The 13,354-nt window shown below is 58.7% G+C and carries 10 protein-coding genes; 9 read left to right on the top strand and 1 reads right to left on the bottom strand.

The genetic code is table 11. The annotated features are described in order from the left end of the window. Nucleotides 1–44: 44 nt before the first annotated feature. From CAF90_RS24810 to CAF90_RS24825, 4 genes are all read left to right on the top strand, one after another. Complete coding sequence (locus tag CAF90_RS24810) at nt 45–674, top strand: LysE family translocator (protein ID WP_007960020.1); 630 nt, start codon at nt 45–47, stop codon at nt 672–674. 201 nt (nt 675–875) lie between these two features. Next, a complete protein-coding gene (locus CAF90_RS24815; RefSeq protein ID WP_085608808.1) occupies nt 876–4,559 on the top strand; it encodes a hypothetical protein in 3,684 nt (1,227 codons plus the stop codon). A gap of 171 nt (nt 4,560–4,730) precedes the next feature. Next, on the top strand, nt 4,731–6,341 hold the full coding sequence (locus tag CAF90_RS24820; RefSeq protein ID WP_139834527.1) for a hypothetical protein: 1,611 nt from the start codon (nt 4,731–4,733) through the stop codon (nt 6,339–6,341). A gap of 6 nt (nt 6,342–6,347) precedes the next feature. Further along, complete coding sequence (locus CAF90_RS24825; protein WP_139834526.1) at nt 6,348–7,895, top strand: hypothetical protein; 1,548 nt, start codon at nt 6,348–6,350, stop codon at nt 7,893–7,895. Between the two features lie 108 nt (nt 7,896–8,003). Here the strand turns inward: CAF90_RS24825 and uraH are convergent, their stop codons facing one another. After that, entirely contained in the window at nt 8,004–8,357 is a 354-nt protein-coding gene (uraH, locus tag CAF90_RS24830) for a hydroxyisourate hydrolase (protein WP_011333195.1), read from the bottom strand. A gap of 430 nt (nt 8,358–8,787) precedes the next feature. Between uraH and puuE the strand changes: the two genes are divergently transcribed. From puuE to CAF90_RS24855, 5 genes are all read left to right on the top strand, one after another. Next, a complete protein-coding gene (gene puuE / locus CAF90_RS24835) occupies nt 8,788–9,714 on the top strand; it encodes an allantoinase PuuE (RefSeq protein WP_007960032.1) in 927 nt (308 codons plus the stop codon). Further along, nucleotides 9,711–10,226, top strand: a complete 516-nt coding sequence (gene uraD, locus CAF90_RS24840) for a 2-oxo-4-hydroxy-4-carboxy-5-ureidoimidazoline decarboxylase (protein WP_007960034.1) — start codon at nt 9,711–9,713, stop codon at nt 10,224–10,226. Before puuE ends, uraD begins: the two co-directional genes overlap by 4 nt. 90 nt (nt 10,227–10,316) lie before the next feature. After that, a complete protein-coding gene (gene alc / locus CAF90_RS24845; RefSeq protein ID WP_007960036.1) occupies nt 10,317–11,312 on the top strand; it encodes an allantoicase in 996 nt (331 codons plus the stop codon). Between the two features lie 151 nt (nt 11,313–11,463). Then, nucleotides 11,464–11,967, top strand: coding sequence for an ureidoglycolate lyase (locus CAF90_RS24850; protein ID WP_027613342.1), 504 nt, complete (start codon nt 11,464–11,466; stop codon nt 11,965–11,967). A 51-nt stretch (nt 11,968–12,018) separates the two neighbouring features. Beyond that, nucleotides 12,019–13,332: a urate hydroxylase PuuD gene (locus CAF90_RS24855; protein ID WP_064378710.1), complete on the top strand. Its 1,314-nt coding sequence runs from the start codon at nt 12,019–12,021 to the stop codon at nt 13,330–13,332. Nucleotides 13,333–13,354 lie beyond the last annotated feature (22 nt).

Below are 13,354 nucleotides of genomic sequence, written 5' to 3' on the forward strand. Positions count from 1 at the left end.
TGGGGCTTTTGCACATTCTTGATAACGATAAAAAGGAGCAAGTGATGAGTCTGGAAACCTGGCTGCTGTTCAGCGGCGCTGCGCTGGTGGTGATCCTGATTCCGGGGCCGCTGTCGTTGCTGATGATCAGCAACAGTCTGAATTACGGTCTGCGTCGATCGTACCCGGCGTTTCTCGGTGGCGTGTTCGCCTCGATCTGCCTGCTCAGTGCCTCGGCGCTGGGGCTGGGCGCCCTGCTGCTGGCGTCCGAAAAACTGTTCAGCGCCCTGAAGATCGTCGGCGCGATTTACCTGTTCTACCTCGCCTGGCAGAGCTGGCAGCAATCGCGCCAGCCGTCGGTGGGTGCCGAAGTACCTCAGGCTGCACCGGTTCCGAAATTCCGTGCATTGTTCAGCCGGGCCTTCGTGCTGGGCGCGAGCAATCCGAAAGACATTTTGTTTTTCGCCGCGTTTCTGCCGCAATTCCTCAGCGCCGAACAACCGTTCCTGCCGCAACTGCTGGTGATGATCGCCACCTGGACGCTGCTCGATCTGCTGTGCAAATTGACCTACGGCCTCGGTGCCCATGGTGCAGCGCGTTACCTGCGCAGCGGCAAGGGTCAGAGCTGGTTCAACCGCATCAGCGCCGGATTGTTCGGCGGTGCCGGTGCCGCATCGCTGCTCAGCGGGCACTGATTCCTCGCAGACAATCTTCTGAGCTTCAGAAATTTCAAAGCTGGCTGCCAGTTTCGACACTTGATTCATGCATCGAAACTGGCAGCAACTTCCGTTTCCAAAACGCAACACACCGCAACACCCCGCCGATGTACATCGTTTGAACCCTCTTCCTAAGATGACGCCACAGCGCAACCTCATCTTCAGAACAAGGATGTTCAAATGGCTACCCTTATCCTCCCGTCATCGATCGAACATAACGACGTAGACATTGCCGACATGCAACTTGTCGGCAATGAACGGCAACCGTCAACGATCGACTATGACGACAACAATTCCCTCCAGACCCCGCCCGCGCTCAAACGCAAAAGAGCGCAACTGAAAACGGTAGACCAGGTATTCGGCCCACTGCAGATAGGCGGATATTCAATCACCCGTAGAGCCCTGGATACATTGGGCGCGACCATTGACGGGCAACCCCTGAACGGCAAGAACACGTTTTTCCGCACGCCCGGAAAGCGTTTCATCAATGCGTTGCAGTTTGATCCAGCCGTCATTGAAGCGCGGATGAAAACAACGACCGGGGCGGATGATTATCTGCTTCCCAGCCTGCTCTTCGAACTTGCCAGCCAACGCCCCCTGACGGCGCCGCCGTTGTTGCATGACTCATTCGATTCCCCGAGCGATCCAGGTACTTATCCGGGCAAGCTGAAACAACTTCTGAACGCAGCGCAAAAACTCGACATCCGCCATGCCCATATTCAGCAGCCACTCCCGAACTGGGTCAAACGCTCAACCAGCCGCACCATGGCCAGCACGGGTATCGGACTTCAGGCGTTCGGGATCTACAGTGGTCTGCGCGGTCTGCAAGATGCAATCAGAGACAAGGATTCATATGGCATCGTGTTCAACAGTTCGGCGTTCAGCGCTGACGTTGCTTCGATAGCGATCGATCTCGCGGTAGCCCGCAAAGTCACGCAAATGCTCAAGGCCAGCGAGAGTGCCTTCAAGGGTTTTGCCAAAACCAGTTTCGCCCTGAAACTGGGGCGCGGCGGCGGCTTGATTGGCGGCGCCCTGACGCTGCCCTTCGATATCATTTCCGCGGTGGATGGTTTCAAGGCGGCAGCCCGGACAACCGGCCAAGAATCCATCAATCACTATATGAATGCCGGGTTGAGTGTCACCAGCGCGGCCATGACCGTGCTGCTCGGTGCAGCGGCACTGGCCGGATTCTCCTCGGCGGGCCCGATCGGGCTGGTCGCTGGCTTACTGCTGGTCGCAGGATCCCGAGTCTGGGCGGCGATCAATGTGGTCGATGACATTGACGACTACATCACGTTGACCACCGAAGAGCGTCTGCGTACCGGCTGGTTTGCGTTCTGGGGAATCAGCCCGGATGAAAGCATTGAAGATCGCCACCTTATCGCCAGGTCGGCCGCCCGACACTCACAACAACTGCGCGCCACTGCCCGAAAGTTGCTGGACGAGACACTAAAAGACCAGGCCGAAGCCATCGTCAATGGCAGTTTCCAGGTGGATGTCGAACCCATCCAGGTCGCGACTTATGAGTGGACAGCACAAAACCCGAAGTACAAAACCATCAAGCGTCCCCGCATCAACGATCACAACGACACCATCGATGCACGCGCAGGCGTTACCAAAGACACTCCCGGAGCAGTGCTTGGAACTTCTGCCGACGACAAGGACATCCTGTGGTTTATCGGCGGCGGTAACGACACTATTCAAGGGGTGAAAAAAAAACCAAACGGCTTCTATTACGCTGCCGGCCATAAATCCCTGAACGGTGGCGAGAAAGCCGACGAGTTCATCTTCGAGGGCGCTGCCGACCTGCTGAAAACCGGCACCCAAGAAACACTGATTTCCGAACTGCAAGGTGATGCAGGTAACGACACGCTGAAACTGGCGGGACACTTCCCGGAAACCAACGAAGATCGTTACGGATTCCGAGTGGACTTGCATAAGGGCGAGATGTCGCTACTGGTCAAGCCGCCCACTCCAAAAGAGCAGGCCTACAGGCTGCACAGTCATCTGCAAAGTATCGAAAACGTCGAGACGCTGGCCGGTGCAACCAATGAAGTCATCGGTAGTGACGGTCCGAACATCATCAAGTCCCGTGGTCGCGACGAGATTGATGCAGGCCCCGGCGAGGACCAGATTTATTTGCTCAGCCATTACGTATCGGCCAATGGCGGCAAAGGCAAGGATGCCTACGCTATCGCTCATGTCCCCGGCGCAGCATCGATTATTGAAGACGGCGCAGAGGAAAGCATCATTGCACTGGACTGGCGATCGGACCTGATCGAAAGCTGGAAGATCGAAAACCGGGAGTTGGTCATCACATCAGGATTCGAATTCGACGACGTCAGCAAGAAAGTGGTCAGGATCAAGAATGTCTACCAGCGAACCGGGGACAAACGAGCGCTACAGAATGGAAAACTGACCTTCATCACCAAAGACGGATTTCATCTCGTGCCAGAACTTCCAGCCAGCATCGAAACGCCGCAAGCGGTCGATGTGGAAGTGGTGATCCTGCGACAGGGAATCCGACAGCTTCCGGTCATCGTGTTTGATACGAAGTGCACCGTCCCCAACGACAGGAGTTCGAGCTACTGGCTGTCACGCAACAATATCCAGACGGTTTTCCAGGTAACAGCGACCGGTAATACAAGGGTCACTACGCTGCACATTGATTGCGCCAGCACAGAACTGACGCGCGTCGAGGCTTATTACAACGCCGACCTCATACGCGGCACTCACTTCAACTACATCATGTACAAGGAATGCGGGATGACCCTGCATTTCGGCAGCAAACAGCTAGCGATCAAAAATCTTGCCTCTTCGACCATGTCCGGCATGCGTGATCTCAAGCCCCGGTTGAAGGCCCCCGAACTGGCAACACATCACTCGTTCATTCTGGTCATGAACGACGGCGCGTCTTATCGGCTTGTTCAGCCCGCCGTCACCGACAGTCATTTTTGGAACGACACGTTTGAAATAAGCGGTCCGATGCATTGGACCAGCAACGTGCCTCTGCCACTTTCCCCCAGAGCGGGAACGCATCAATACCTGCAACCGCTCGACAACCAGGCACATGCGCTGGGTAGCCGGGAGAAGTGCGTCATGCTCAAACCCGCTGCGTACCAGACTGCCGTGGAAAGCCTCACCGGTGAGGGCTCGAAGTACCTCGTCCACCTCACCCCCGGCATGTCATTGCGCATTTCCACACCCGGCGCACTGGCGACCGCGAGCCAGCAACTGGCATTTTCCTCGACGTGGGAATTCGACGCCTCCAGCCTGGGCACGGTCGAGATCACGCTCGTCGACAACCGGTTACAGATCGGACAGACGATCATTTACCTGCCGCAATACCAGAACACGGGCGACCTGATCGACCAGATTCGCGTCATCACCGCGCAAGGCATTGTCTGGGCGGTCGACCTGATCTTCGAAGCGGTTTATATCGAAGCGATCGATGCACGGTTTCTCGTACCGCCAACCGACCTCTCCACCCCGTTGCCTATCGAACTGAAGCAATATCCGGAAGACGACATACTTGTGCGCAACATGGCCATGAAAGATGGCAGCCTCGGTGCCCTGCGATATCACCTGGCGCAACGTCAATGGATACTCGACGCGGACAAGTCCCGCGAAATTGATCGCCTGGATCTACAGACGACCAACCACTGCACCCACCAACTGAAACTGTTCGAAGAAGTGGCACAGATCGGCCTCGCTTACACTCCCCCGCTGGGCGACCACGCCTTGAGACTCCTGCGCGAACATTGCGTCAGGTTGATGGGCGATCTCTCGCTGGACTACCCGGAGAAACTGGAAAAGGCGAAACACTTCGCCTGGCTTTTATCCGGACAAACGCACTACAACTGATGCCCTCGGGAGCAACGGACTCAGCTGGAAACGCTTTGCATCAGTCGCTTGCACCGATTGATATATGTACCGCACGCCAGAAGTGCGCTTTGACGATCATTCAGCCCCCTTTAGCCAGCATCACTCCATGGCTTTACACAGCTGAATCAGTCGTACACCGGAGCACTTCAAATGGCCAAGCCACCCAAGCAGATTCCTCCAGCGGGTTCGTCGCCTCCCAGGCCTTCAACAGACACGCCTCACGTCAACCTCGATAACGTTTCGAACATTCGCCCCGGCATGCATCTGCCCACCGGCGAGCCGACTCTGACCGGACACTCTTCGCCGCGCACGACGGAACATGACGCAGGCAACCGACAGCCCTCGGTCGAAGTCAGCGAGATGCTGCCCCGCCAGCCGCCACACGCGTCAGGCATTGCACCTGAAGCCTCGCCAAGGCCGACATCACCCGTATTCATTCCTGCACATCTGGCCCTCAGGCTGACCCCGGCAGCCGCGTCCTCGCAAGGCATCCGCCGTGACGGCCGGGAGCGAACCTATGTGGACATGCGCGAAGGCACCGCCATGGTTCATCAGCACCCTGACGGACGCTTTCAACTGACCTCGGCCAGCGAACTGACGCCCTCCGGTTTTCTGGTCGAGCGGATCCGGGGCACGAATCTGTGGCAAAAACGACAAGCAATCACGGCACGCCGCCCGCATGTCGACGAGCCGGACACGCAGGCCGATCCGGGCAAGCGTCCGCGACTGGATGAAGATGACGCGTCGACCGATCCAGACCCACTCGCCGACAAGCCTTCGACCATTGCCCAGCCTCTGGATCTGTCCAACAAGCCATGGCGAAATTGGGGCCAGCCGACAAAGCCCACCGGCGGTCAATCGGTTGAAATAGACGGGCTGCACTACCCGATCGTGCCGCAGATCGTTCGCTCCAACACATCGATCGTCTGCATCAAGCACCCGCGTTTCAACCCCGAGCGCTTTGATGCCTTCGAACAGATGCTCGTGGACGATCGCACACTGCAACCGCGCTGGGCAGCTCGCGGCCCGGACAATCAGTGGCGCTTTACAGACCATCGACTGCCATTCGAAAAGCCGCTGACGCAATATGTTGCCGATGCCTTCGAGTGCTTGTCCGGGCCGTCTGCCAGGGCCGTGGCCAAGGCCATGTTCAGAGAGTCCCGCGGCGCCGAAGTGATCAACGGTGAAGGGTTGCAGGCACTGAGCCAGAGCTTCCGTCACTGGCAAGACAGGGCCATCCCCGCCCCCCGACACCTTGCAGATCCACTGCTGTTGCTGCCGATCCAGCCCATCATCTCTGACGGCACTTTCGGGGGAAGAATCGTGCTGCCCCCGACAACCGGGCCGAGCCTGCAGCGAGTCGATTTTGATCCGCAGAAATTCTCGCAGCAATGGAGTGAATATACGGCTGCACCGGGGGCTTCGAGCTTGCAAAAGCTCTTCTACAACATCCTGGTCAAGAGTGGATACACCGTCAGTTCGCCAGATCCCTTGCTGCTGGAACACTCGCTGGTTTTTCATCGGGAAGGACTGGACTCGCTTTTCGTATTGAAGCTCCCGTTGGTCTCCCCGGGCTTCATCCCTCGCTATACCAGGCCGGGTTCCGAACTGACCAGTTCGGCAGCGCGGATGACACTCGATGAAACCGGACAACAAAGGCTGAACGCTCTGCTGGCACAAGACAAAGTCAATTATCTGGTGGGCGGCATTCAACATCCGAGCCCGGACCAACCCACCCTCTTCATTCTTCGCGAAGGCTGATCATCAATGAGCCCCAAACGTCCTATCCGAACGAAAACAGATACAGCGGATTCCACGCCTGTCTTCCGAGACACCACGCCGGACATTTCAACGCCGCCTCGACTGTTGCCCGACACACTGATTGATCCGACCTCGACCCACCCGGCCTGGCAATTGCCTGCGCCACCCGTTACCCGTCAACAGATGATCGAAATCTACGATCTCCCTGCCGAGACACATGTCCGGAACGTCACCGCGCAACGACCGATCGGCAGCTATTTTCTCGCCCCCGGACTGGTCAACAGATTGCCGCCTGCCGATCCTCGGGACGGCACGCGCACAGCGGGACGTTATACCTACGTCGACCTTGTCGAAGGGGGGACGGTGCAGATCGGCCCCGATGCGCAGAATGGATTGAGGGCCCGGTTATCCAGTGAGCTCCTGGCATCCGGCCCACTGCTGGAAAGGGTTGAAGGTACGCTTGTGTGGCGTCCGCTCCCTGCGCAAAACGCGCCGGATGCCGACATCTCGCAGCTGTCCATGACACGTCACCGATTGCCGGATGACGAACCGTCGGTCGTACCGCCCAAACGTCAGCGCATCGATGAAACGCTGGATCCGTGGAGCAGTTGGGGCATCGACCCGCAACATGCCACCACCGGTGACATTCGCGTCGACGGTATCCAGTACAAAGTCATTCCGCGAGGTGATGCGAGCGATCCGATCGTCTACATCAAGAACCCGAGTCATCTGATCTACGACTTCGACTTGCTGGACCGCACGCTCAGACTGGAACCACAGGAACAGCCGCGGGGCGCCATCCAGGTTCCGCCTGCTAATGACTGGCAAATCGATCCGACGCTGCCGTTCGAACGTCCACTGACGAAATACATCAGCCAATACTTTCCGGAGCTATCGACGACCTCGCTGGAGAGTGTCGCCTTTCACCAGTTCGTGCTGGCAAATGGTTCCGACACGGCGACCGGATCGGGGCTGACCCTTCTGCGCCAGACATTCAATGACTGGCAGACCGGAAACCGCCATCCCCGTCCGCAACTGGCCGATCCGCTGCTGATGCTGCCGATTCTCCCGACGTCGGGCAATGGGGCGGTTCGCATCATCGAATTGCCGACGCCGACATCGGACGGTCCGCTGCAGCGACTGGATTTCGATCCGGCACTGTTTCGCCAGGAATGGCTGTATTCCAACACCACGCAATCGGCGCTGGATCTCAAACGTTTCATGGCCACCCTGCTGACCCGCAACGGCTACGCCGTATTCGATCCCAGCCTCTCCAACTCGTTTCCGGCGCTGGTGTTCAAGCGCTCGGGGCATGACTACGTGTTCTTCATCAGCCTGCATCGCATCCGGGGCCGCAAGATCAACCAGACGCTGAATGTCGATCACAGCAGTGCCAATCTACGTCTGCACATTCAGGTGGGTGCGACAGCGGCGGCGGCCGTTATCGCAGCAAACGCTGCAAACAAGGTCGTCTGGCTCAGAGGCGGTCCCCAGATGCTGGCGAACGCCAACGACACCGTGTTTATCGTGCGCGACGCAAACCCACGGCTGTGATTGCACTTCGCTGAACGACGGGCGAAAAAAAGCCCGCAGTGTGAGCGGGCGAAAGACCAAAGAAGCTATATGCGCAGTCGCTTCCCGGTAGGGGCAGCTGCTTGGGGGTCAGCTGCCCCGATAGGTGGAATAGCTGTAAGGCGAGATCAGCAACGGTACGTGGTAGTGATCCTGTTCGGCAGAGATGCCGAACCGCAGCACGACCACGTCCAGGAATGCCGGCTCCGGCAACTGGACGCCACGGGCGCGGTAGTAATCGCCGGCGTGGAACTGAACCTGATAGACACCGGTACGGTAGTCATCGCCTTGCAGCAGCGGCGCATCGACCCGGCCATCGCTGTTGGTAAGCGCACTGGCGACCAATTCCAGGTGCGAACCTTCAACGCGGTACAGCTCGACCTTGATCGAGCTGCCCGGGCAACCGTGTGCAGCGTCCAAAACGTGTGTTGTCAAACGTCCCATTGATTCTGCGCGCCTGCCTGCGTGGAGCAGTCAGACTTCGCGCCTCCCGAAGTCAGTTGAAAAGGAGACCGCACCGTTTCGGAGCACGAAAAGCTGCGGCGAGCGATTGATTAAGACACTTTTCAAAAAAATTGTACACAATAAAAACGACATTTTTGCTGCTACCCCCGCCATCCTTCGATTTCACGGTGATTTGCCTCGTAACCTCGCATTCATTGAACCCCCAATCCATTAGCTGACTGGTCAGGCAGGTTTCTTGCAGGTTCACGCCATTAACAGCAAAAGATGACAGCCGGTGAAAAATGCGAAAATTCAGGCTTACAAATTGAGAATAAAGTTGTATACAATCAGCCCATCGCTGTGACGCCAGCCTGCCATCCAAACTTCAGGGCGCCACACAATCTGTCAACGAATAAGAAGGAAGACTGCAGTGAGCGCTGACTACCCACGCGACCTGATCGGTTACGGCAGTAACCCTCCTCACCCACACTGGCCGGGCAATGCCCGGATCGCCCTGTCGTTCGTACTCAATTACGAAGAAGGCGGCGAGCGCAACATTCTGCACGGCGACAAAGAATCCGAAGCCTTCCTGTCCGAGATGGTTGCTGCCCAGCCTCTGCAAGGCGCGCGCAACATGAGCATGGAATCGCTTTACGAGTATGGCAGCCGTGCCGGCGTCTGGCGGATCCTGAAACTGTTCAAGGAATTCGACATTCCGCTGACCATCTTCGCCGTGGCCATGGCCGCCCAGCGTCACCCGGACGTGATCCGCGCGATGGTCGAGGCCGGTCACGAGATCTGCAGCCACGGCTACCGCTGGATCGACTACCAGTACATGGACGAAGCGCAGGAACGCGAGCACATGCTCGAAGCGATCCGCATCCTCACCGAACTCACCGGCGAGCGCCCGCTGGGCTGGTACACCGGCCGCACCGGCCCGAATACCCGTCGCCTGGTGATGGAAGAAGGCGGTTTCCTCTACGACTGCGACACCTACGACGACGACCTGCCCTACTGGGAACCGAACAACCCGACCGGCAAGCCGCACCTGGTGATCCCGTACACCCTGGACACCAACGACATGCGCTTCACCCAGGTCCAGGGTTTCAACAAGGGCGACGATTTCTTCGAATACCTCAAAGATGCGTTCGACGTGCTTTATGCCGAAGGCGCCGAAGCACCGAAGATGCTGTCGATCGGTCTGCACTGCCGTCTGGTGGGCCGTCCGGCGCGTCTGGCTTCGCTCAAGCGCTTTATCGAATACGCTAAAAGTCATGAACAGGTGTGGTTCAGCCGCCGCGTCGACATCGCGCGTCACTGGCACGAAACCCACCCGTACCAAGGGGCTGCCAAATGAGCACCTTTCAAACCCTGAAACCGTCGACCCTGAGCCGCGACGCCTTCGTCAAAGCCTTCGCCGACATCTACGAACATTCGCCATGGGTGGCCGAGAAGGCCTTCGACCTGGGCCAGGACGCGTCGATCGACCAGATCGAAACCCTGCACCAGCGCATGAGCGACATCCTGTTGAGCGCCGATCACGCCAGCCAGCTGGCACTGATCAACGCTCACCCGGACCTGGCCGGCAAAGCTGCCGTCCAGGGCGAGTTGACCGAAGCCAGCACCAATGAACAGGCTGGCGCCGGTATTCACCAATGCACGGCCGAAGAGTTCCAGCGCTTCACCGAGCTGAACGACGCCTACAAAGCCAAGTTCAAGTTTCCCTTCATCATGGCGGTAAAAGGCAGCAACCGGCATCAGATCCTCGCGGCGTTCGAAACGCGCATTCACAACCCGGTCGACACCGAGTTCAAATGCGCGCTGGCGGAGATCAACAAGATCGCCCTGTTCCGATTACTGACTCTCTAGCAAGCCTGGCCCGAGAAACCTCTAGAACGCTTGTGTTTCCCAGGGCCCTGCAAGCATCCCAAGCCACTTATTTAAAGGCAGACAAGAAGAATGAAAGCTTACGCCGTACCTTTCGAGAAGTTCGTCAACCTGGCCGATGCCCGCCTGGGCACCAAAATCATCTCGGTCACCGATGACTGGTTCGCAGACGCCAATCGTCTGTTTCAGCCGACCCCGGCCGTGTGGAAGGAGGGCGTGTTCGATGACAACGGCAAGTGGATGGACGGCTGGGAGTCCCGCCGCAAGCGCTTCGAAGGCTACGACAGCGCGGTGATCCGCCTGGGCGTACCGGGTTCGATCAAAGGCGTGGACATCGACACTTCATTCTTCACCGGCAACTTCCCGCCATCGGCCTCGCTGGAAGCCTGCTTCCTGGCGTCGGGCGAGCCGGACGAAAACACCCAGTGGACTGAAGTGCTGTCGGCCGTCGAGCTGCAGGGCAACAGCCACCACTACCACGAAATCAGCAACGACAAGGCGTTCAGCCACCTGCGCTTCAACATCTACCCGGATGGCGGCGTGGCCCGTCTGCGCGTGTACGGCATTCCGTTCCGCGACTGGTCGGCTGTTGGCGACAACGAGCAAGTCGACCTGGCCGCAGCCCTCAACGGTGGCCGCGCCCTCGCCTGCTCCGACGAACACTTCGGCCGCATGAGCAACATCCTCAACCCGGGCCGTGGCATCAACATGGGCGACGGCTGGGAAACCGCACGTCGTCGCACCCCGGGCAATGACTGGGTAATCGTCGCGCTGGGCCATCCGGGCGAGATCGAAAAAATCATCGTCGACACCCTGCACTTCAAGGGCAACTACCCGGACACCTGCTCGATCCAGGGCGCGTTCGTCAAGGGCGGCACCGACAGCCAGATCGAAACCCAGTCGCTGTTCTGGCGTGAACTGCTGCCAAGCCAGAAGCTGGAAATGCACGCCGAACATACCTTCGTCGAGCAGATCAAGGCACTGGGCCCGATCACCCACATCCGTCTGAACGTGTTCCCGGACGGTGGTGTGAGCCGCCTGCGCGTTCTCGGCAAGGTCGCGAAGTAACACCCGATCGTCCCCACGTCGAGGCGTCGAACCGTCTGCGTGGGAATGCATACCGTGACGCTCCGCGTCACAGTGGACGCGGAGCGTCCATGGCAGCGTTCCCACGCAGAGCGTGGGAACGATCAATTTTCAAGAGATTAAGAAGAACAGCATGCGCACACTGACGATTGAACCGCTGACCAAAGAAGCCTTCGCCCCTTTCGGTGACGTGATCGAAACCGACGGCAGCGATCACTTCATGATCAACAACGGTTCGACCATGCGCTTCCACAAACTGGCGACGGTCGAAACCGCGACGCCTGAGGACAACGCGATCATCAGCATCTTCCGCGCCGACGCGCAGGACATGCCGCTGACCGTGAGCATGCTGGAACGCCATCCGCTGGGCAGCCAGGCTTTCATTCCGCTGCTCGGCAACCCCTTTCTGATCGTGGTCGCGCCACTTGGCGATGTACCTGTATCAGGCTTGGTCCGCGCCTTCGTCACCAACGGCAGGCAGGGCATCAATTACCATCGCGGCGTCTGGCACCACCCGGTGCTGACGATCGAAAAGCGGGATGACTTCCTGGTGGTTGATCGCAGTGGCACAGGCAATAACTGCGATGAGCATTTTTTCAAAGAGGATGAGCGTTTGATCCTCGCCCCCCACCAATAAGAGAAGGTCTGATCACTCGACAACAAGAGTGACAGGCGAGAGGTAAAGACTGTGGAAGCACATCTGTTGGAATGGCTGAACCTGAGCGTGCGCTGGGTTCACATGATCACTGGCGTGGCCTGGATCGGCGCGTCGTTCTACTTCGTCTGGCTGGAGAACAACCTCAACCGCGTCAACCCGAAAACCGGTCTTGCCGGTGATCTGTGGGCGATCCACGGCGGCGGTATCTATCACCTGGAAAAATACAAACTGGCCCCTCCGTCGATGCCGGAGAACCTGCACTGGTTCAAATGGGAAGCCTATTTCACCTGGATGTCGGGTATCGCGCTGCTATGCGTGGTGTTCTACTCCAACCCCGTGCTCTACCTCGTGGCACCCGGCAGCGGCCTGACCGGCCCTGAAGGCGTGGCCATCGGCATCGGTTCGCTGATCGCCGGCTGGTTCATCTACGACTTCCTCTGCGATTCGCCCCTCGGCAAAAAACCTGCCCTGCTCGGCTTCATCCTGTTCGTGCTGATCATCGGCGCGGCGTATGGCTTCAGCAAGGTGTTCAGCGGTCGTGGTGCGTACCTGCACGTCGGCGCGATCATCGGCACCATCATGGTCGGCAACGTGTTCCGCATCATCATGCCGGCGCAGCGCGCACTGGTTGCCGCGATCGCCGAGAACCGCACGCCGGATCCGGCGCTGCCGGCCAAAGGCCTGCTGCGTTCGCGTCACAACAACTACTTCACCCTGCCGGTGCTGTTCATCATGATCAGCAACCACTTCCCGAGCACTTACGGCAGCCAGTACAACTGGCTGATCCTGGCCGGGATCGCGGTGTTGGCGGTGTTGGTGCGTCACTACTTCAACACCCGTCACGACAGCCACAAGTTTGCCTGGACCCTGCCAGTGGCAGCGGTAGGCATGATCAGTCTGGCGTACGTCACCGGCCCTGCGCCGATGTCGACCGCTCCGGACGTGGCCAAGGCGCCTGCGAAAATCGAGTACCAGCCGTTGCCGGAAACGGCTTTGGGTGGTGGCGCGAAACCGGCTGAAGCTGCACAACCGGCAGCTCCTGCTGCACCGGCCGCTGCTCCGGCTCAGGCGTCCAACGCCGGTCCTGCGTTCGACAAGGTGCACAACGTGATCCAGGAACGCTGCGCGGTCTGCCATTCGGCCAAACCGACCAGCCCGCTGTTCAGCGCTGCACCGGCCGGTGTGATGTTCGACACCCCCGAGCAGATCCGCCAGAACGCGGCACGGATCCAGGCGCAAGCCATCACCACGCAGATCATGCCACTGGGCAACATCACACAGATGACCCAGCAGGAACGTGACCTGATCGGTGCATGGATCGCCCAGGGAGCCCAGACCAACTAAGCAGTAAAAGCATCGCTGGCAA

The organism is Pseudomonas sp. B37(2017) (assembly GCF_002112885.1).
Lineage (GTDB): Bacteria > Pseudomonadota > Gammaproteobacteria > Pseudomonadales > Pseudomonadaceae > Aquipseudomonas > Aquipseudomonas paraglycinae.

Excerpts from the sequence above, each read along its gene's own strand:
- CAF90_RS24810 (WP_007960020.1), top strand. The coding sequence starts at position 45 with ATGAGTCTGGAAACCTGGCTGCTGTTCAGCGGCGCTGCGCTGGTGGTG.
- CAF90_RS24815 (WP_085608808.1), top strand. The coding sequence starts at position 876 with ATGGCTACCCTTATCCTCCCGTCATCGATCGAACATAACGACGTAGAC.
- CAF90_RS24820 (WP_139834527.1), top strand. The coding sequence starts at position 4,731 with ATGGCCAAGCCACCCAAGCAGATTCCTCCAGCGGGTTCGTCGCCTCCC.
- CAF90_RS24825 (WP_139834526.1), top strand. The coding sequence starts at position 6,348 with ATGAGCCCCAAACGTCCTATCCGAACGAAAACAGATACAGCGGATTCC.
- uraH (WP_011333195.1), bottom strand. The coding sequence starts at position 8,357 with ATGGGACGTTTGACAACACACGTTTTGGACGCTGCACACGGTTGCCCG.
- uraD (WP_007960034.1), top strand. The coding sequence starts at position 9,711 with ATGAGCACCTTTCAAACCCTGAAACCGTCGACCCTGAGCCGCGACGCC.
- alc (WP_007960036.1), top strand. The coding sequence starts at position 10,317 with ATGAAAGCTTACGCCGTACCTTTCGAGAAGTTCGTCAACCTGGCCGAT.
- CAF90_RS24850 (WP_027613342.1), top strand. The coding sequence starts at position 11,464 with ATGCGCACACTGACGATTGAACCGCTGACCAAAGAAGCCTTCGCCCCT.